At 60.7% G+C, this 17,213-nt stretch carries 21 protein-coding genes; 16 read left to right on the top strand and 5 right to left on the bottom strand.

Annotation, left to right across the window (positions count from 1 at the left end; all coding sequences use genetic code 11):
- Positions 1-5: 5 nt before the first annotated feature.
- The gene (pdxH, locus tag WDZ78_RS11010) at positions 6-626 is read right to left on the bottom strand and encodes a pyridoxamine 5'-phosphate oxidase (protein ID WP_020010602.1); all 621 of its coding nucleotides are present in this window, start codon (positions 624-626) and stop codon (positions 6-8) included.
- A 56-nt stretch (positions 627-682) separates the two neighbouring features.
- Between pdxH and WDZ78_RS11005 the strand changes: the two genes are divergently transcribed.
- From WDZ78_RS11005 to WDZ78_RS10990, 4 genes are all read left to right on the top strand, one after another.
- Positions 683-1,132, top strand: coding sequence for an RT0821/Lpp0805 family surface protein (locus WDZ78_RS11005; protein ID WP_026363698.1), 450 nt, complete (start codon positions 683-685; stop codon positions 1,130-1,132).
- Positions 1,133-1,344: 212 nt separating this feature from the next.
- On the top strand, positions 1,345-2,457 hold the full coding sequence (locus WDZ78_RS11000; RefSeq protein ID WP_425673037.1) for a DnaJ C-terminal domain-containing protein: 1,113 nt from the start codon (positions 1,345-1,347) through the stop codon (positions 2,455-2,457).
- 131 nt (positions 2,458-2,588) lie between these two features.
- The gene (fabI, locus tag WDZ78_RS10995) at positions 2,589-3,407 is read left to right on the top strand and encodes an enoyl-ACP reductase FabI (RefSeq protein ID WP_003509163.1); all 819 of its coding nucleotides are present in this window, start codon (positions 2,589-2,591) and stop codon (positions 3,405-3,407) included.
- Positions 3,408-3,436: 29 nt separating this feature from the next.
- The gene (locus tag WDZ78_RS10990) at positions 3,437-4,030 is read left to right on the top strand and encodes a histidine phosphatase family protein (protein WP_425673036.1); all 594 of its coding nucleotides are present in this window, start codon (positions 3,437-3,439) and stop codon (positions 4,028-4,030) included.
- Between the two features lie 288 nt (positions 4,031-4,318).
- Here WDZ78_RS10990 and WDZ78_RS10985 read toward each other — a convergent pair whose 3' ends face one another.
- Positions 4,319-4,579, bottom strand: coding sequence for a DUF1344 domain-containing protein (locus WDZ78_RS10985; RefSeq protein WP_425673035.1), 261 nt, complete (start codon positions 4,577-4,579; stop codon positions 4,319-4,321).
- An 83-nt stretch (positions 4,580-4,662) separates the two neighbouring features.
- Here WDZ78_RS10985 and WDZ78_RS10980 point away from each other — a divergent pair, with 83 nt between their 5' ends.
- Genes WDZ78_RS10980 through ribB form a run of 3 tightly spaced genes read left to right on the top strand, consistent with a single transcriptional unit; the run spans position 4,663 to position 7,237 of the window.
- Complete coding sequence (locus WDZ78_RS10980; RefSeq protein WP_425673034.1) at positions 4,663-5,022, top strand: hypothetical protein; 360 nt, start codon at positions 4,663-4,665, stop codon at positions 5,020-5,022.
- Between the two features lie 5 nt (positions 5,023-5,027).
- Positions 5,028-6,125, top strand: a complete 1,098-nt coding sequence (aroC, locus tag WDZ78_RS10975; protein WP_425673033.1) for a chorismate synthase — start codon at positions 5,028-5,030, stop codon at positions 6,123-6,125.
- An 11-nt stretch (positions 6,126-6,136) separates the two neighbouring features.
- Positions 6,137-7,237 (top strand): 3,4-dihydroxy-2-butanone-4-phosphate synthase, encoded by a 1,101-nt coding sequence (gene ribB, locus WDZ78_RS10970; RefSeq protein ID WP_425673031.1) that lies wholly within the window; start codon positions 6,137-6,139, stop codon positions 7,235-7,237.
- A gap of 271 nt (positions 7,238-7,508) precedes the next feature.
- Here ribB and WDZ78_RS10965 read toward each other — a convergent pair whose 3' ends face one another.
- Positions 7,509-8,705 carry a winged helix-turn-helix domain-containing protein gene (locus WDZ78_RS10965; RefSeq protein WP_216330854.1) on the bottom strand — a complete coding sequence of 399 codons (1,197 nt, stop codon included), beginning with the start codon at positions 8,703-8,705 and terminating at the stop codon, positions 7,509-7,511.
- 113 nt (positions 8,706-8,818) lie between these two features.
- On the opposite strand from WDZ78_RS10965, the gene WDZ78_RS10960 reads away from it, so the two are divergent.
- From WDZ78_RS10960 to dxs, 7 genes are all read left to right on the top strand, one after another.
- Positions 8,819-9,499: an energy-coupling factor ABC transporter ATP-binding protein gene (locus tag WDZ78_RS10960; RefSeq protein ID WP_425673030.1), complete on the top strand. Its 681-nt coding sequence runs from the start codon at positions 8,819-8,821 to the stop codon at positions 9,497-9,499.
- Entirely contained in the window at positions 9,496-10,101 is a 606-nt protein-coding gene (locus tag WDZ78_RS10955; protein ID WP_425673029.1) for a CbiQ family ECF transporter T component, read from the top strand. The genes WDZ78_RS10960 and WDZ78_RS10955 overlap by 4 nt, the downstream gene beginning before the upstream one ends.
- 31 nt (positions 10,102-10,132) lie before the next feature.
- Positions 10,133-10,696: a biotin transporter BioY gene (locus WDZ78_RS10950; RefSeq protein WP_003494206.1), complete on the top strand. Its 564-nt coding sequence runs from the start codon at positions 10,133-10,135 to the stop codon at positions 10,694-10,696.
- 25 nt (positions 10,697-10,721) lie between these two features.
- Positions 10,722-11,657 carry a histone deacetylase family protein gene (locus WDZ78_RS10945; protein ID WP_425673028.1) on the top strand — a complete coding sequence of 312 codons (936 nt, stop codon included), beginning with the start codon at positions 10,722-10,724 and terminating at the stop codon, positions 11,655-11,657.
- Between the two features lie 2 nt (positions 11,658-11,659).
- Entirely contained in the window at positions 11,660-11,914 is a 255-nt protein-coding gene (locus WDZ78_RS10940) for an exodeoxyribonuclease VII small subunit (protein ID WP_003503059.1), read from the top strand.
- Between the two features lie 299 nt (positions 11,915-12,213).
- On the top strand, positions 12,214-13,137 hold the full coding sequence (locus WDZ78_RS10935) for a pirin family protein (protein ID WP_425673027.1): 924 nt from the start codon (positions 12,214-12,216) through the stop codon (positions 13,135-13,137).
- A 98-nt stretch (positions 13,138-13,235) separates the two neighbouring features.
- Complete coding sequence (gene dxs, locus WDZ78_RS10930) at positions 13,236-15,155, top strand: 1-deoxy-D-xylulose-5-phosphate synthase (protein WP_425673026.1); 1,920 nt, start codon at positions 13,236-13,238, stop codon at positions 15,153-15,155.
- Positions 15,156-15,198: 43 nt separating this feature from the next.
- Here dxs and WDZ78_RS10925 read toward each other — a convergent pair whose 3' ends face one another.
- The gene (locus tag WDZ78_RS10925; RefSeq protein ID WP_020010587.1) at positions 15,199-15,561 is read right to left on the bottom strand and encodes a nuclear transport factor 2 family protein; all 363 of its coding nucleotides are present in this window, start codon (positions 15,559-15,561) and stop codon (positions 15,199-15,201) included.
- A gap of 107 nt (positions 15,562-15,668) precedes the next feature.
- Here WDZ78_RS10925 and WDZ78_RS10920 point away from each other — a divergent pair, with 107 nt between their 5' ends.
- Together WDZ78_RS10920 and WDZ78_RS10915 are read left to right on the top strand one after the other, a co-directional pair.
- Positions 15,669-16,460 (top strand): helix-turn-helix domain-containing protein, encoded by a 792-nt coding sequence (locus tag WDZ78_RS10920; protein ID WP_425673025.1) that lies wholly within the window; start codon positions 15,669-15,671, stop codon positions 16,458-16,460.
- Between the two features lie 3 nt (positions 16,461-16,463).
- Entirely contained in the window at positions 16,464-16,778 is a 315-nt protein-coding gene (locus WDZ78_RS10915; RefSeq protein ID WP_003503068.1) for a putative quinol monooxygenase, read from the top strand.
- Here WDZ78_RS10915 and WDZ78_RS10910 read toward each other — a convergent pair.
- On the bottom strand, positions 16,775-17,158 hold the full coding sequence (locus tag WDZ78_RS10910) for an ACT domain-containing protein (RefSeq protein WP_425673024.1): 384 nt from the start codon (positions 17,156-17,158) through the stop codon (positions 16,775-16,777). The genes WDZ78_RS10915 and WDZ78_RS10910 overlap by 4 nt on opposite strands.
- Between the last annotated feature and the right edge of the window lie 55 nt (positions 17,159-17,213).

Here is a 17,213-nt window from a genome sequence, read left to right as displayed (position 1 = left end):
GGCGGTTACGGATACATGCGAACCTTGGACCATGCACCATCAGGCGTCTCGCGGCGGAATTCGATGCGGTCGTGCAGGCGGAACTTGCGGTCGTGCCAGAATTCGATGCTGAGCGGGCGAATGCGGAAACCAGACCAGTGGGACGGGCGCGGAATATCGCCGATGGCATATCTGGCGGTATATTCCGCCACAGCCTTTTCCAGCGCGAAACGGCCTTCCAGCGGCCGAGACTGCTTGGACGCCCAGGCGCCGATGCGGCTGCCGCGCGGGCGCGAGGCGTAGTAGACATCCGCCTCCTCATCACTCACGATCTCCACCTCGCCGCGCAGGCGCACCTGCCGGCGGAGACTTTTCCAGTGGAAACACATGGCCGCTTTTTTCTGACCAAGGATCTCACGGCCCTTCTGGCTTTCGAAATTCGTGTAGAAAACAAAGCCGCGATCATCGACGCCTTTCAGCAGCACCATGCGCACATTCGGCAGGCCATTTTCGTCCACGGTGGCAAGTGCCACCGCGTTCGGATCGTTGATTTCGGAAGCCGTTGCGTCCTTCAGCCATTCGGCAAAAAGCGTGAACGGTTCATTTTCTTCCGTGAAGTCACTGGATGTTAACCCCGTTTCCGACATATTGACTAAAATGCTCCCGAGCTGATTTGGACCCCAGAGATGATCTCTGGTGAAAGATGGTGACCGTCATAGCAAAGTCGAACAGTCGAACAAAGGGCCTCCTTTCGTCGGTAGCGGAAGTTTCCGCCGTCGTGTCAATGCTCGTGGTGCTGAGCGGCTGCGTCAGCCTCGATCTGTTCGGCGGCGACAAAGTCGACCGCTCACTTTCCACGGCCTCCGTCCCCAACCAGCCGAACAATGCGCCGCAGACGGACGATGCGACGATCCGCAATGCGGTAACCTCGGCCGATCTCGCCAAGCTCGCCGACCAGCCGCTGCCCTGGGCCAATGCGGCCACCGGCAGCGCCGGCGTCGTCACCGCCATTCACGAAGACAAATCGAGCGGCTTCGTCTGCCGCGATTTCAAAACGACGCGTCACTCCTTCGAGGGTGTTGCGAGCTATGCCGGACAGGCCTGCCTGTCGGAAACCGGCGAATGGCTGCTGACCCGCTTCGAGCAGAAATAATCTGTTTACCCTTCCACAGGGAATAGAGCCGGCCTGAGTGCGGCGCGCTTCCTCCGTAAAGGAGTGATTAGCAACTTATTGCAACAGTCGACGTTGATTAGACAGAGGGCGTGCAGGCGAATGATCGCGGGCAGCCCTTTTCGGAGGGGTTAGTTTCAGGATTGCGCCATGAAGGGCGGCAGCGCCTGAGCCAACGTAAACTGGTGTTTCGCATGCGCGATCCGTATTCGATCCTCGGCGTAAAACGTGACGCCCGCCACGAGGAAATCAAGGCCGCCTGGCGCACGAAGGCGAAAACCGTCCATCCGGACGCCAATCGCGACGATCCCGATGCCTCGGCGCGATTCGCCGAGATCGGCCAGGCGTATGATCTTCTCAAGGATCCCAAAAAGCGCGATCTCTACGATCAGGCCCGCAGGGCGGCCGAGAAGAAACAGCGCGGCGAAACCATCATGCAGCAGCGGGAAGCCGCGCGCGAGGCCGCCGAGCGCGCCAAGGCGGCTGAAAAGCTGATGGAGGAACTGGCCCGCGCCGATGCCCGCAACCGGGCGCAGACCGGCCAGAAAACCGACGCCAAGGCGGAAACCGCCGAAGACATCGTCGAGCGGATTTTTGGCGCCGAGGCGCAGAACGATCCCAAGGTGCAGCAGGCTGCGGAAGCGGCAAAGGCTGCCGCGAGCGCCGCAAAAGGCGATATGCCTGCGGCCGGCGAGACCACGCCCGGCGCTGGCGATGACCGGACCGCGCCCGCCTCACTTGCCGTCAATCTCTTCAATGCTCTCGTGCGCCGGTTCCGCACCCCGCAGCCGGCCCCCGAAAAGGCGCCTGATATTACCGCGGAAGCCACCGTCACGGTCGCCGATCTGCTGGAGCACAAGTGGATTACCGTGCCGCTTGCCGACGAACGCGACGTTCGCTTCCAGCTCGAAGCCGGCATGACGGACGGGCATGTGGTGCGGCTGAAGGGACAGGGGCTGAAGCTTCCCAACATGGCCCGCGGCGATCTTGCCGTGACATTGCTGACCGCACGTGAGGACGCGTTTTCCCTTCGTGGTTTCGATATTCACACAACGCTGCCGATATCGCTCAGCGACGCGGTTCTGGGGTGTGAAACGAAAGTCGCGACACCGCTCGGCGAGGAAAACATCACCATTCCGGCCTGGTCCGGTTCGGACCGTGTGCTGCGCCTCGCCGGCAAGGGCCTTGCCGACGGCAAGGGTGGACAGGGCGATCTCGTCATCGAATTGCGCATCGTCCTGCTCGAAAAGCCGGATGAGAAGGTGACCGACCTGATGCGGCACATGCGCGAAGGCCTTTATTTGTGAAAGTTTTGCGAATAGCCGGGACAACGCACCCTTTGTTACGTTCCCTAACAGTTGATGATCTTTGACAATCTTGAACAGGATTGCAGCCTATGCCATAGGCAGGACCGATCAAAAGTATTAGGGAGCACAAAATGGCTCAGGCATCCGGTCTTATGGCTGGCAAACGCGGCCTCATCATGGGTGTCGCCAATAATCGTTCCATCGCTTGGGGCATTGCCAAGGCTTGCGCAGACGCAGGCGCGGAAATCGCACTCACCTGGCAGGGCGACGCATTGAAGAAGCGCGTCGAGCCGCTGGCGCAGGAACTTGGCGCCTTCATGGCCGGACACTGTGACGTGACCGATCTCGAGACGATCGATGCGGTTTTTGCCGGGCTGGAAAAGCACTGGGGCAAGATCGACTTCGTCGTGCACGCCATCGCCTTTTCCGACAAGGACGAGCTGACCGGCCGTTACCTCGATACCAGCCGCGACAACTTCAACCGCACCATGGACATTTCCGTGTTCTCGCTGGCGGCCGTCGCCAAGCGCGCGGAACCGATCATGAATGATGGCGGCTCGATCATCACGCTGACCTATTACGGCGCCGAGAAGGTCATGCCGAATTACAACGTGATGGGCGTGGCCAAGGCTGCCCTTGAGGCCAGCGTGCGTTATCTCGCTGTCGACCTCGGCAACCGCGGCATCCGCGTCAACGCCGTTTCCGCCGGCCCGATCAAGACGCTTGCGGCTTCCGGCATCGGCGATTTCCGCTATATTCTGAAGTGGAACGAATATAATGCGCCGCTGAAGCGCACCGTTTCCATCGAGGAAGTCGGCAAGTCGGCGCTCTACCTGCTGTCCGACCTTTCCACCGGCGTGACCGGCGAAATCCACCATGTCGATTCCGGTTACCACACCATCGGCATGAAGGCCGTGGATGCGCCTGACATCTCGGTGGTGAAGGACTAAGCCTGCGAAGTTTGAAACGGGGTATCGCCTTGCTCGTCTATGTGATCCGGCACGGACAAACGGACTGGAATGCGATACGCCGGCTTCAGGGCCAGAAAGACATTCCGCTCAACGATTTCGGCCGCCAGCAGGCGGTCGGCAACGGCAAACTCCTCGCGCATCTGCTGGGAGAACAGGCCACGGACTTCGATTATGTGGCAAGCCCGCTCGGGCGCACGCGCGAGACCATGGAACTGATGCGCGCGGCGATGGGCCTCGATCCGCTCGCCTATCGCACCGACGACCGCCTGATCGAAGTTTCCTTCGGCGACTGGGAAGGGCAAACCCTGCCGGAGCTGAAAAAAGAGTTCCCGGACCGGGTGAAGGCGCGCAAGGCCAACAAGTGGGATTTCATTCCCCCCGGCCAGGATGCCGAAAGCTATGAAATCCTCTCCTGGCGCATCGGCGCATGGCTTTCCTCCGTTGAGGTTCCGACGGTATGCGTCTGCCATGGCGGCGTGATCCGCTCCATCTTCCGGTTGGTGTCAGGCATGGACAAGGACGAGGCCTCACGGACGCAAATCCCGCAGGACCGGATTTTGAAAGTCGAGATGGACAGGAATAGTGCGGAGTGGATTTGGTGAGGGATCACAGAGCGTAATCCTCTGCGTCATTGCCCTCGAGACGCTGGTATATTTGGCTCAGTGGCCGCCTCTCGTTTCTTCTCCCCGCCGGGGAGAAGGTGGCCCGAAGGGTCGGATGAGGGGGCAACGTTGCCGTAACTCACGACCCTTGCCCCCTCATCCCGCTGCCGCGGACTTCTCCCCGGCGGGGAGAAGAAACGGATGCAAACGCTCGTTTCTCAACGGGCGTTTTAGCGTAATGGCAGAGGGAAGAATCGCCCCGTCACAGGCAAAGCCGCGATCGCAGTCTTACTCAACGACCTGAAGATCGTCGACCACTCGTTTCCCATCCACTTCCGTGTAGAAAACCACGACCTTCACGCCCGCTTTCAGACCTTCGAAATTGAACTCTTCCGGCACGCGATAGGTCTTGCCGTCGTTGAGCGTAATGCTCAGCCCATTGGCATCGATCTTGCTGATCGTGCCTTCCACGTCGACGCTCTGCGCGAAGCTGTTGATGGGCATCAGGAGGTTGGCGGCGGCCAGAAGGGCGGCAATCATCATACGCATCGATCTAGCTTTCGTGGATTTGCGTGAAAACCTTACATGCATGAAGAATTGCCTTTCGAATGTGGCGGAAATTGCCCGCAACCATGACATTTTCGGCCCAATTGATGAACGGATTTGGGATCGCGTTCAAGCCGTTAGTGATTTTTACACTGCATTTCCCGGCAATATTGGAAAACTCGGGATTAGCGTGGAAAACGACGGCGCTTTTACATTTTCGTCATCCCGGAAAAACCTCGTCTTCCCGCGAATCAATCAGGCGATACGATCCATTTGCTGATGAAACACGCCGTTCTGGCCCCGGCCGCGCCGCCGTGGACGGTGCGTCACCTCCTTATCGGGCTTGCCGTGAAAGAAAGGCTTTTGCCTTGCCCGGATTTTCCACTAAGACAAATCCGCTTGTTTCAAACGGCGCTGTCCACAGGCGCCCTGTTTTCCGGTTTTGAGAACTATGTCGCATAACAGTTTCGGTCATCTTTTCCGTGTTACCACCTGGGGAGAAAGCCATGGGCCGGCACTTGGCTGCGTGGTGGATGGCTGCCCGCCCGGCATCCGCTTCACCCTTGCCGAGGTGCAGCACTGGATGGACAAGCGCAAACCCGGCCAGAGCCGCTTCGTGACCCAGCGGCGCGAAGATGACATCGTCAAGGTTCTCTCCGGCGTGATGCTGGATGAGGACGGCGAGACGATGATAACAACAGGCACGCCGATTTCGATGCTGATCGAGAATACCGACCAGCGTTCCAAGGATTACGGCGAGATCGCCAAGCGTTTCCGTCCCGGCCATGCCGACTTCACCTATGACCTGAAATACGGCATTCGCGATTATCGCGGCGGTGGACGCTCCTCCGCCCGCGAAACGGCGGCGCGTGTCGCCGCCGGCGCAATCGCCCGCAAGGTGGTGCCGAGCCTCAATGTGCGCGGCGCGCTGGTGCAGATCGGCAAGCACAGGATCAACCGCGACAACTGGGATTGGGATCAGGTCGATCAGAACCCGTTCTTCTGCCCGGATGCAGCCATGGTGCCGGTGTGGGAAGACTATCTCGACGGCATCCGCAAGGCCGGCTCCTCCATCGGCGCCGTTATCGAAGTGGTGGCGGAGGGCGTTCCGGCCGGTATTGGCGCCCCCATTTATGCCAAACTCGACCAGGATATCGCCTCAAACCTGATGTCGATCAACGCCGTCAAGGGTGTGGAGATCGGCGAAGGTTTCGCCTCCGCCGAGCTTTCCGGCGAGGAAAATGCCGATGAGATGCGCATGGGCAATGACGGCAAGCCGATCTTCCTCTCCAACCATGCCGGCGGCATTCTGGGTGGCATCGCGACCGGTGAACCTGTCATCGCGCGCTTTGCCATCAAGCCCACCTCCTCCATTCTGACGGAGCGCCTGTCCATCGATACCGACGGCAATAATGTCGATGTGCGCACCAAGGGGCGCCATGACCCCTGCGTCGGCATCCGCGCCGTGCCGATCGGCGAAGCGATGATCGCCTGCACCGTTGCCGACCATTATCTGCGAGACCGCGGCCAGACCGGCCGGCTGAAATAAGGGGGACCGCCATGGCCTATGACCAAAAACGCGTTGTCGACGCCATTCGCGCTTTCGAAGCAGGCGAAATCGTCGTCGTGACCGATGATGACGACCGAGAGAATGAAGGCGATCTGATCATTTCGGCGGTGCATTGCACGGCGGAAAAGATGGCTTTCATCGTGCGCCACACCTCCGGCATCGTCTGCGCGCCCATGCCGCGCGAAGAAGCCAAGCGGCTGAACCTCAACGCCATGGTGGCGGAAAATGATAGCGCGCACACGACGGCCTTCACCGTCAGCGTCGATTTCAAGCACGGCACCACGACGGGCATTTCCGCCGATGACCGGACGCTAACCGTGCGCAATCTCGCCAATCCCAATGTCGGGGCTGCCGATTTTACCCGGCCGGGCCACATCTTCCCGCTGATTGCCCGTGAAGGTGGCGTCCTGATGCGCTCCGGCCATACCGAAGCGGCGGTCGATCTCTGCAAGCTTGCGGGCCTGCCGCCCATCGGTGTCATCTGCGAACTCGTCAATGATGACGGCACCGTGACGCGCGGACCGCAGGTCACCGCCTTTGCGGAAAAACACAAGCTGAAGCAGGTGTCCGTCGCCGATCTGATCGCCTATCGCCAGCGCAAGGAAACGCTGGTGGAGATGGAATCTTCCTTCACCATCGAAACGCCTTTCGGGCCGGCCAAGGCGCAGACCTACTCCCTGCCCTGGGACCGGATGCAGCATATGGCGGTGATTTTCGGCGATATCAGGGACGGTGTCGATATTCCCGTTCGTCTGCACCCGGAAAATGTCGCCGACGACGTGTTCGGCGACCGCCAGCCGGTGCGGCACTATATGCAGAAGATCGCCGAGGAAGGCAGAGGTGTCATCGTCTATCTGCGCGAAGGCTCCGTCGGTGTCGGCCAGGTGGCCGGACGACGCAAGTCACGCGATCCGGACGAGGCGCATGCACAGGCCCGCTCCCGCGAAAATGAGTGGCTGGAAATCGGCCTCGGCGCGCAGATCCTGAAGGACCTCGGCATCAGTTCGATCAAGCTGCTGACGACGCGCGAACGCCATTACGTCGGCCTCGAAGGTTTCGGCATCAAGATTTCGGCGACGGATATCTGCTGATTTGGGGGCTTTTGCCTAGCTTCACAGGGCTATCGTGAGGCGAGCGGGTTCCGCTCGTTTCTTCTCCCCGTCGGGGAGAAGTCCGCGGCAGCGGGATGAGGGGGCAAGTTCTCCGCATATCTTTGCCGTTGCCCCCTCATCCGACCCTTCGGGCCACCTTCTCCCCGGCGGGGAGAAGAAATATGCCGCAACGCCGCGCGACAATCCGGCATCACGGATCAGCAACGTCGTGTCTGCGTGCCCCGTCTAGAAATCACCCGAGGGAAAGACCTCAGTTTTCCTCCCGCCAACCCTCCAGGTAATTCACACTCTCAACCCCGGTAAACTTCGCCAGCCTCACCAGTTCCGCGTCGAGCTTCTCCAGCCGTCCAGCCGAGGCGCGCACGCCCGGCTCCAGCCACAGGCGGCGCACATCCAGCGTGCCGCGCTTGCGATCCGCCTTCATGTCGATGCGGCCGATCAGCCGGTCTCCTTCCAGAAGCGGGAAAACGTAATAGCCATATTGCCGCTTCGGCTCGGGCACGAAGACCTCGATGCGGTAATAAAAGCCGAACAGCCGCTCCGTGCGGTTGCGGTCGCGCAAAAGCGGATCGAAGGGGCTCAGCACACGGACGCGGGACGACGGTTCCGGCAGGTCGGAGACATCGGCGCTGAAATCCGCAAAGGCATAGGACGGGCGGGCAGCGCCGCCATCGCTTGCGAGAAGCGAGACCTCGCACAGTTCGTCGCGATGGTTCTTGACCCAGTCCCTCGCCTCCTGCGGGGTAACGAGATCGAAAAAGGCAGCAATTTCGCCATGGGTGGCAAAGCCCAGCCGGGTGAGCGCCTGCCGGCAGGCCCAGTCGACGAATTGCGCGTGCTCCACTTCGCTTTCGTGGTGCTCGCCGGGAATGACCCGCTCCGCCAGATCATAGACCTTCTGGAAATTGACGCGGCCGGATATGGCGAGCTTGCCGGTATGCCACAGATATTCGAGCGCTGTCTTGGAAGGATGCCAGTTCCACCAGCCGCCGGACTGATGCCCCTCCTCCTTCAACTCCCGCGCCAGAACCGGACCCGTGGCGGCAATGCGCTCCAGCGTCTCGGCAAAAGCCGCATCGAAACCCTCGCCATGCCATTTGCGCCAGCGTTCCTGAATGATCGGCTCGCGGCGGCGGAAGCGGTGTTTCCAATAGGGGTAAAATTCCGTCGGCACGATGGAGGCGTCATGCGTCCAGTGCTCGAACAGCGCCCGGTCCTTTTCCAAGAGCGTGGTCAGGTGCTCGCGTCTGTAGGTCTGGTTGCGGGAAAAGATGATCTGGTGGTGGGCGCGCTCCACCGTGCCGATGCTGTCCACCTGCACAAAACCGATATCGGTGATGAGCTGCAGCAGCCCGTCCTTGGAAAGCGCCTTGCCGGGCGGCGAGGAAAGCCCCTGCCGCGCCAGAAAAATCCGCCTTGCCGCTTCGTTCGAAACCTTGATCGTCATGGTGCAGAAGGTATGACGGCTTTTTCAGGATTGCAATGTTCTTTTTTTGTTCCTTGTTTCACTTCTGTTGATGACGGGGTATAGAACCGGAAAACGAGCGCGAGGATGTAAGCTTGGAAATCCGTTTCGATGCCGCCGGTGTCGCTTTCGAGGGCCGGCAGGCCCTGCAGCCGCTGTCTGTGACATTGACGGAACGGCGCATCGGCGTGATCGGCCTCAATGGTTCCGGCAAGACCACCTTTGCCCGGCTGATCAACGGGCTGAACAAGCCGAGTGCAGGCAAGGTTTCGGTAAACGGTCTCGACACCGTGAGCGACGCCAAAGCGGTCTTGCAGACGGTCGGCTTCATCTTCCAGAATCCGCAGAACCAGATCATCCTGCCGATCGTGCGCGACGATGTCGCCTTCGGTCTCAAGCGGCTCGGCATCGGTAGGGCGGAGACCGAAAACCGGGTGAAGGCCGTGCTTTCCCGGCTCGGCATTCCCCATCTGGAAGAGCGGCGCGCGCATGAGCTTTCCGGCGGAGAACTGCAGCTTGCAGCGCTTGCCGCCCTTCTGGTCACCGATCCGCAAATCCTCATTCTCGATGAACCGACCAACCAGCTTGATCTGAAAAACCGCACTATCGTTGAAAAAACCATGGCGGCGCTGTCGCAGGCGCTTGTTGTCATCACCCACGATCTGCCGCTGCTTGCCGGCTTCGACCGCGTGCTGGTCTTCCACGAGGGTGCGCTGGTTGCCGATGCCGACCCCGAAGAGGCGGTGGCGCGCTATCTGGAGGTGGCATCGCGATGAAATCGCTGCATGTCGAAGGCACTGGCTGGCTCTATCGCGTCCCTCCACGCCTCAAGCTCTTGACGCTGATGGTCTTCAGCATCGCGCTGTTCCCTACCCGAGACCTGATTTTGCTGGGATGCGCCGTGGTTCTGGCCGCCGCCATTTTGCGCCAGACGCGGCTGCCCTTGCGGGAGATCGGCCTGCGGCTGCGCCCGGTGATGCTGACCATTCTGCTCGTTGCCGCCTTCAGCTATCTGCTGCTTCCGGCCCATGATGCCAGCGTCAATCTTTTGCGGCTGACAGCACTGGCGCTTCTCGCCACCGCCGTCACCATGACCGTCAGCATTTCGCAATTCATGGACGAAATTGCGCTTGCCGCCGCACCGCTGGAAAGGCTGGGGCTGGTCAAGGCCGCCGATATCGGGCTTGCCGTCGGGCTCGTCGTGCGGTTCGTGCCTGAAATCGTCAACCGTTACCATGCGGTGCGCGATGCGCACCGGGCGCGCGGCCTGCCGGTGCGGATGGCCACCATCATCGTGCCGCTGGTGATTATGACGTTGAAGGATGCCGATGCCATTGCCGACGCCATTGACGCGCGCGGTTTCAGAGGCCAAAGCTGACGGCCAGATAACCATCCGGAGTTTCCGAGCCATGACGACCCGCGACCTTGTGCTGATTTCGCTGTTTTCCGCCATCATCATCGCACTCGGGCTTCTGCCGCCGATCACGCTCGGTTTCATTCCAGTGCCGATCACCGCACAGTCGCTTGGCGTCATGCTGGCCGGTGTCGTGCTGGGCGCAAAGCGCGGCACGCTGGCGGTTCTCCTGACCATCCTGATTGCCGCCATCGGCCTGCCGGTGCTCTCGGGCGGACGCGGCGGCCTTTCCATCTTCACCACGCCGACCACGGGCTTCCTGATCGGCTGGATCGCAGCGGTTTTCGTCACCGGCACTCTCTCGGAAAAACTCGTCAACCGTGGCCAGTCGGCTCTGGCGCAGGGCATCGGTTTCTTCATCGCCAGCCTGATCGGCGGCGTGGTCGTGCTTTATGCTTTCGGCATCACCTATCTGGCGCTGGTCGTCGGGCTTGGTTTCGAAAAGGCTTTCATGGGTTCACTCGCCTTCATTCCCGGCGATGCGCTGAAGGCCGTGCTTGCCGCTCTTGCCGGCCGCGCCGTGATGGCGGGTTATCCGCTTCTGCCGCAGCGCGCCTGAGCTAGCTTTCTCCGGGAGGAAAAGAATGGCGACCCGTCTTTACGAACATCCGATCTTCCTTGAACACATCACGCCGGAAGGCCACCCCGAGCGGCCGGATCGGCTGCGGTCGCTGAACATCGCGCTCGAACATCCGAATTTCGAGCGCCTTGAACGGAAGCAAGCGCCGCAGGCCAATGAGGACGCCGTGCTTCTGGCGCATCCGGAGGAGCATCTGCTTGCCGTCATGCGCCAGATTCCCGAAGAGGATGGCGAGATCAACCGCATAGAGGCCGACACCTATGTCTCGCCGAAAAGCCTGCAGGCGGCGCTGACCGGCATCGGTGCTGCGATGGCGGCGGTGGACGACGTCTTTACGGGTGTCGCCGACAATGTCTTCGTCGCCGCCCGCCCGCCCGGGCACCATGCTGAAACCGCCAAGGCCATGGGCTTTTGTCTCTTCAACAATGCGGCAATTGCCGCCCGCCATGCGCAGAAGGTGCATGGGGCGGAGCGCGTCGCCATCATCGACTGGGATGTGCATCACGGCAACGGCACACAGGATATTTTCTGGAACGACACCTCCGTGCTGTTCTGTTCCACCCACCAGATGCCGCTCTATCCGTGGAGCGGCGATAAAAATGAAACCGGCGTGAAGAACAATGTGGTCAACGCTCCGCTTTCGCCCAATACCGGCAGCGAGTATTTTCGCGAGGCCTTCAAATCGCGCGTCCTGCCGGCGATTGCGGATTTTTCGCCTGATCTCATCATCATCTCCGCCGGTTTCGATGCGCACCACCGCGATCCCCTGGCGCAGATCAATCTGGTGGGAGAGGATTTCGACTGGGCGACGGGGCGGCTTCTGGAAATGGCGGACAAATACGCCTCGAACCGGGTCGTCAGCCTGCTTGAAGGCGGTTATGATCTGGAAGGGCTGGCGGAATCGGCGGCCATGCATATTTTGAGAATGATGAAGGGTTGAACATGACGGAAAATGCCAACACAGCCGATGTCAGCGGTTATTCCTTCGAAAAAGCCGTCGCCGAGCTGGAAAGCATTGTCGCACGCCTGGAACGCGGGGATGTGGCGCTGGACGAATCCATCGCCATTTACGAGCGCGGCGAAGCCCTGAAGAAACATTGCGAGACGCTGCTGAACGCCGCCGAAAAGCGAATCGAGAAGATTCGCCTCGATCGTGCGGGCAAGCCGCAGGGTGTGGAGCCGCTGGACGGGGAGTGACTGCGTTCAGCGGGAGCGTTCGGACGTGATTCGATAGGGTAGCCACGTCCCGATTCAAACACTCGACGTCATCCTCGGGCTTGTCCCGAGGATCTGCAATGCATTGATTTTATTGACGTGTTTAGATCCTCGGGACAAGCCCGAGGATGACGGAGGAGAGGTTTGAAAATTTTCTCCGGCCGTAAGGTGTTCTCACAATGTCGTGTTAACAAGGATCGTTGACGCTGCGTTCGATATCGCGATGCTCCCCTCCCCCTCGGTTATGCTAAACTCCCGCCAGACAAAACGAGGAGCGTGCGATGTCCTTTTTTCCCGGTAACGATCCCGTCGCGGGTGATGCCTTTGCCTGCGACGCCATCGAAAATCTCATCATTCCGCGCACCAGCGATATTGGCGGCTTTGCGGTTCGTCGGGCGCTGCCGACGCGGCAGCGGCGTCTTGTCGGCCCCTTCATCTTTTTCGACCGCATGGGCCCGGCGATCCTGAAGGCGGGTGAAGCGCTGGATGTGAAGCCGCATCCGCATATCGGGCTTTCCACCGTTACCTATCTGTTCGACGGCGAAATCAAACATCGCGACAGCCTTGGCACCGAGCTTGTCATCCGCCCCGGCGACATCAACCTGATGACGGCCGGGCGTGGCATAGTGCATTCGGAACGCACGCCGGAAAACCTGCGTGGCCATCCGCTTTCCATGTCCGGCCTGCAGACCTGGCTTGCTCTGCCAGACAACATGGAAGAAATCGCCCCGGCCTTTGCCCATACGGCGAAGGAGGACATGCCGCTTATCAATATCAGGGGCGCGTCCGGCCGGGTGGTAATCGGCGAATTTGAAGGCCTTACCTCTCCCGTTTCGGCCTTTACCGATACGCTTTACGTTGATCTGACGCTGGAGCCGGGCGTGAAATTTCCCTTCTCCGCCGATCATGAGGAGCGGGCGATCTATATTCTCTCCGGTTCGCTCGATGTGGCCGGCGATATCTTCGCCGCCGACCAGCTGCTCGTCTTCCGGCCCGGCGACGACATCACGCTTCAGGCCGGCAGCAATGGCTGTCACATCATGATCTTCGGCGGGGCGGCGCTCAATCAGCGTCGCTACATCTGGTGGAACTTCGTTTCGTCATCAAAAGAACGCATAGAGCAGGCCAAACAGGAGTGGAGAACCGGACGCTTCGACATCGTTCCCGGCGACGAAGAAGAGTTTGTCCCTTTGCCGGAAGGTTGAAATTCTATAGAAGTGTACGACATGCAGCACGAGCCGTCGGCTTTCGACGTGAAAGACGCTCCGGCACGCCCTGCTGACGACAAGAAAAGGCCGAACGATTGACCGGAATGCCACAGACTCCACTGCTCGACCGGGTGAATTTCCCCTCCGATCTCAAGGAGATCGACGATCGCGACCTGCCGGAACTGGCACGGGAATTGCGCGACGAGATGATTGACGCGGTGTCGAAAACCGGTGGCCATCTGGGCGCGGGCCTCGGCGTGGTGGAATTGACGATTGCCATCCACAAGGTGTTCAACACGCCGGAAGACCGACTGATCTTCGATGTCGGCCATCAATGTTATCCGCATAAGATCCTGACAGGCCGGCGCGAGCGCATCCGCACGCTGCGCCAGGAAGGCGGCCTTTCCGGTTTCACGCGTCGGGCCGAAAGCGAATATGACGATTTCGGCGCCGGCCATTCCTCCACCTCCATTTCCGCCGGTCTCGGCATGGCGGTGGCGGCGGGGCTGGATGAAAGCGACCGCAAGGTCATCGCCGTCATCGGCGACGGCTCCATGTCAGCCGGCATGGCGTTTGAGGCGCTCAACAATGCCGGCGCGCTCGATGCGCGGCTGATCGTCATCCTCAACGACAACGACATGTCGATTGCGCCGCCGACGGGCGCGATGAGCGCCTATCTCGCGCGTCTTGCCTCCGGCCGCACCTATATGGGCTTTCGCGATTTCGGCAAGAAACTCACCGCCTATCTCGGCAAGACCATCGACCGCGCCATTACCCGCGCCGTGACCCATGCGCGTGGTTATGTGACCGGCGGTACGCTGTTCGAGGAGCTCGGTTTCTATCACATCGGCCCGATCGACGGCCATTCCTTCGACCACCTGCTGCCTGTTCTGCGCAATGTGCGCGACAACCAGAAAGGCCCCGTCCTCATCCATGTGGTGACGCAGAAGGGCAAGGGTTATGCGCCGGCGGAAGCGGCTGCGGACAAATATCACGGCGTCAACAAGTTCGACGTCATCACCGGCGCGCAGGCGAAAGCCAAGCCGAATGCGCCGAGCTATACCAGCGTCTTTGCCGAAGCGCTGATCCAGGAAGCGACCCTCGACGACAAGATCATCGGCGTCACCGCCGCCATGCCGAATGGTACCGGCCTCGACAAGATGGCCGGGCTTTTCCCGTCCCGCACCTTCGATGTCGGAATTGCCGAACAGCACGCTGTCACCTTCGCGGCGGGGCTTGCGGCTGACGGCTACAAGCCGTTCTGCGCGCTTTATTCCACCTTCCTGCAACGCGGTTACGACCAGCTGGTGCATGACGTGGCCATCCAGAGCCTGCCGGTGCGCTTCCCCATCGACCGCGCCGGTTTTGTCGGTGCTGACGGGCCGACCCATGCCGGCTCCTTCGACACCACCTTCCTCGCCACCCTGCCAGGCATGGTGGTGATGGCGGCGGCCGACGAGGCCGAACTGAAACATATGGTACGCACGGCGGCAGCCTATGACGAAGGCCCGATTTCCTTCCGTTATCCGCGCGGTGAAGGTGTGGGCGTCGAGATGCCGGCGCGTGGCGAGATTCTTGAGATCGGCAAGGGCCGTATCGTCAAGGAAGGCACCAAGGTCGCGCTCCTCTCCTTCGGCACGCGCCTTGCGGAATGCCTGGCGGCTGCCGAAGATCTGGATGCAGCCGGCCTTTCGACCACGGTTGCCGATGCGCGCTTCGCCAAGCCGCTTGATCTCGATCTCATCCGCCAGCTGGCCAGCCACCACGAGGTTCTGGTGACGATAGAGGAAGGCTCCGTCGGCGGTTTCGGCGCACATGTGCTGCATTTCATGGCGAGCGCCGGATTGCTCGACCATGGCCCCAAGGTCCGGACGCTGACCCTGCCCGACCAGTGGGTGGAGCAGGCCAAGCCCGAGACCATGTATGCCAATGCCGGCCTCGACCGGGCCGGCATCGTTTCCACCGTGTTCAATGCGCTCGGCCAGCGTCAGGCCGGCGTCGGTTTCGCCGGCTGACAGCATTGCCGGGACAGGAGGCGGGGCTACCCCCGCCTCTGCCTCATGATGCAGCGCCATCGAGAAAACCGACGACATTTTCGATCCGCCCCTCGGCATTCAGGCTGACGACATCGGTTCCGCCAGCGACATCGTCTCCGTCAGGCGAAATGAGACGCCATGAGAAACGGGTGAAATTGCCGTGGCCATCCGGGGTGCCTGTGAGCACGAAACGATATCCCGGAAATTTCTGCCGCGCCGCCTCGATCATTGCGGCAATCCCCTGCTGCCCTTCGCCCTGCATCAGCGGATCGACATAGCGCGTATTTTCTGCCCACGCCTGACCGACGAGATGCCTGCGGCGTTCATTGTCCTCCTCGTTCCAAACCGCGAGATAGGTTTCGGCGATTGCGAGATGCTGCGTCATGATTGCGCTCCTTGTGGTTGACGGCCCAAACATGCCGGGTGCCGGGAAGCGAAACAATTACCTCAGAGGTAATCGCATTGCCGATACCTTCTGCTAGGCTGCGGGGCATGACACATCATCAAGAACAAGTCGGACAAGTGCTGAAGGAATGGCGTGCCCGCCGCAGGTTGAGCCAGCTCGATCTGGCGATAGAGGCGGACATATCGGCGCGCCACCTGAGTTTCGTGGAAAGCGGGCGATCATCCCCCAGCCGCGACATGCTCGCGAAACTGGCGGAGCAGCTTTCGATGCCCGCCCGCGCCGCCAACCGGCTGATGCTGGCGGCGGGTTATGCTCCTATCCATTCCGAGCGACCGATGGAGGCGCCCGATATGGCGGCGGCCCGGCAGGCCGTCGAAACCGTGGTGCACGGACATATGCCCTTCCCCGCCCTTGCCGTTGACCGGCACTGGAACGTCGTTCTCGCCAATGGGGCGATCACGTCGCTTCTGGCCGATGTTTCCGAAGAGCTGCTTCGCCCGCCGCTCAACGCCTTGAGGCTGAGCCTGCATCCGCAGGGCTTGAGTTCGCGCATCGTCAATCTCGCCGAATGGCGTCATCACCTGCTGGAACGCCTGCGCCGTCAGGTCGAGGAAACGGGAGACGAGGTGCTTTCCCGGCTGCATGCGGAGCTTGCGGCCTATCCCGCGCCGAAGGCCTCGCGCCATGCAGGAGCCGATCCTCTGGCCATACCGCTCCAGCTCCGTGATCCCTCTTCGGGCACAATACTGAGCTTCATTTCAACCACCACGGTTTTCGGAACGGCGACTGATGTCACGCTGTCCGAACTCGTGCTGGAATGTTTTTACCCCGCCGACGCGGCAACCCGCGAAGCACTGATGCAAGGCGCCAAGGAGTAGAGCATGCACACCACCTATCTCATCGGCTTCCAGGTCCGTCCCGGCCAGCGTGACCGCTTTCTCGAATTGCTGAATGCGCTGCTCGACGCCATGCGGCACGAAAAGACCTTCGTGAACGCAACCCTGCACCGGGATGGCGAGAACGAGAACCGCTTCCTGCTGCATGAGACCTGGAGCGACCATCAGGACGTCATCGACGTTCAGATCCACCGCCCCTATCGGCAGGCATGGCACGACGCCCTGCCCGATCTTCTGGATGCCCCGCGCGATATTTCCGTCTGGCACCCCATGCGCGCGGATCATGCTCACAAATCCTAGACGAGTGAATGTCCTGCATTTGCCAGCAGCTCGCGCGCTTTCTCCAGATCCTTCGATTTCACCAGCAGGTGATCGCCATCGAAAGTCGAAACCACGAATATCCCTATGTCGTTGGTCGATAGCGGTTCGATCACCGAGAGAACGATGCCCGTCTCATCAAAGGCGAACGGACCCTGAAGTTTGAGACAGTTCCATCCGGTATCGGCCTGAACATCATCAGGGATTCGCTCCTGGCGGCAGACGACGGAAAGCTCGTCATCGGTCCGGCTGATGCTGAGAAAACCTGCGCCATCGGCCCAGGCTGGAATGGATGCATCGGCATGGAGCCGGGCCACGCCATAGGCGCCATCCAGAAGTCTTAACTTAACGCGAGGCGTCATCTGAAAACTGCCTTCCCGAAAGCCAGACACGGCTTTCTTTGGGTTAAAGGGGATG

This window comes from Agrobacterium sp. M50-1, assembly GCF_049843495.1.
Classification (GTDB): domain Bacteria; phylum Pseudomonadota; class Alphaproteobacteria; order Rhizobiales; family Rhizobiaceae; genus Agrobacterium; species Agrobacterium radiobacter.
This window is presented reverse-complemented; position numbering and strand designations above follow the sequence as displayed.

Excerpts from the sequence above, each read along its gene's own strand:
- pdxH (WP_020010602.1), bottom strand. The coding sequence starts at position 626 with ATGTCGGAAACGGGGTTAACATCCAGTGACTTCACGGAAGAAAATGAA.
- WDZ78_RS11005 (WP_026363698.1), top strand. The coding sequence starts at position 683 with ATGGTGACCGTCATAGCAAAGTCGAACAGTCGAACAAAGGGCCTCCTT.
- WDZ78_RS11000 (WP_425673037.1), top strand. The coding sequence starts at position 1,345 with ATGCGCGATCCGTATTCGATCCTCGGCGTAAAACGTGACGCCCGCCAC.
- fabI (WP_003509163.1), top strand. The coding sequence starts at position 2,589 with ATGGCTCAGGCATCCGGTCTTATGGCTGGCAAACGCGGCCTCATCATG.
- WDZ78_RS10985 (WP_425673035.1), bottom strand. The coding sequence starts at position 4,579 with ATGCGTATGATGATTGCCGCCCTTCTGGCCGCCGCCAACCTCCTGATG.
- WDZ78_RS10980 (WP_425673034.1), top strand. The coding sequence starts at position 4,663 with ATGACATTTTCGGCCCAATTGATGAACGGATTTGGGATCGCGTTCAAG.
- aroC (WP_425673033.1), top strand. The coding sequence starts at position 5,028 with ATGTCGCATAACAGTTTCGGTCATCTTTTCCGTGTTACCACCTGGGGA.
- ribB (WP_425673031.1), top strand. The coding sequence starts at position 6,137 with ATGGCCTATGACCAAAAACGCGTTGTCGACGCCATTCGCGCTTTCGAA.
- WDZ78_RS10965 (WP_216330854.1), bottom strand. The coding sequence starts at position 8,705 with ATGACGATCAAGGTTTCGAACGAAGCGGCAAGGCGGATTTTTCTGGCG.
- WDZ78_RS10955 (WP_425673029.1), top strand. The coding sequence starts at position 9,496 with ATGAAATCGCTGCATGTCGAAGGCACTGGCTGGCTCTATCGCGTCCCT.
- WDZ78_RS10950 (WP_003494206.1), top strand. The coding sequence starts at position 10,133 with ATGACGACCCGCGACCTTGTGCTGATTTCGCTGTTTTCCGCCATCATC.
- WDZ78_RS10945 (WP_425673028.1), top strand. The coding sequence starts at position 10,722 with ATGGCGACCCGTCTTTACGAACATCCGATCTTCCTTGAACACATCACG.
- WDZ78_RS10940 (WP_003503059.1), top strand. The coding sequence starts at position 11,660 with ATGACGGAAAATGCCAACACAGCCGATGTCAGCGGTTATTCCTTCGAA.
- WDZ78_RS10935 (WP_425673027.1), top strand. The coding sequence starts at position 12,214 with ATGTCCTTTTTTCCCGGTAACGATCCCGTCGCGGGTGATGCCTTTGCC.
- WDZ78_RS10925 (WP_020010587.1), bottom strand. The coding sequence starts at position 15,561 with ATGACGCAGCATCTCGCAATCGCCGAAACCTATCTCGCGGTTTGGAAC.
- WDZ78_RS10920 (WP_425673025.1), top strand. The coding sequence starts at position 15,669 with ATGACACATCATCAAGAACAAGTCGGACAAGTGCTGAAGGAATGGCGT.
- WDZ78_RS10915 (WP_003503068.1), top strand. The coding sequence starts at position 16,464 with ATGCACACCACCTATCTCATCGGCTTCCAGGTCCGTCCCGGCCAGCGT.
- WDZ78_RS10910 (WP_425673024.1), bottom strand. The coding sequence starts at position 17,158 with ATGACGCCTCGCGTTAAGTTAAGACTTCTGGATGGCGCCTATGGCGTG.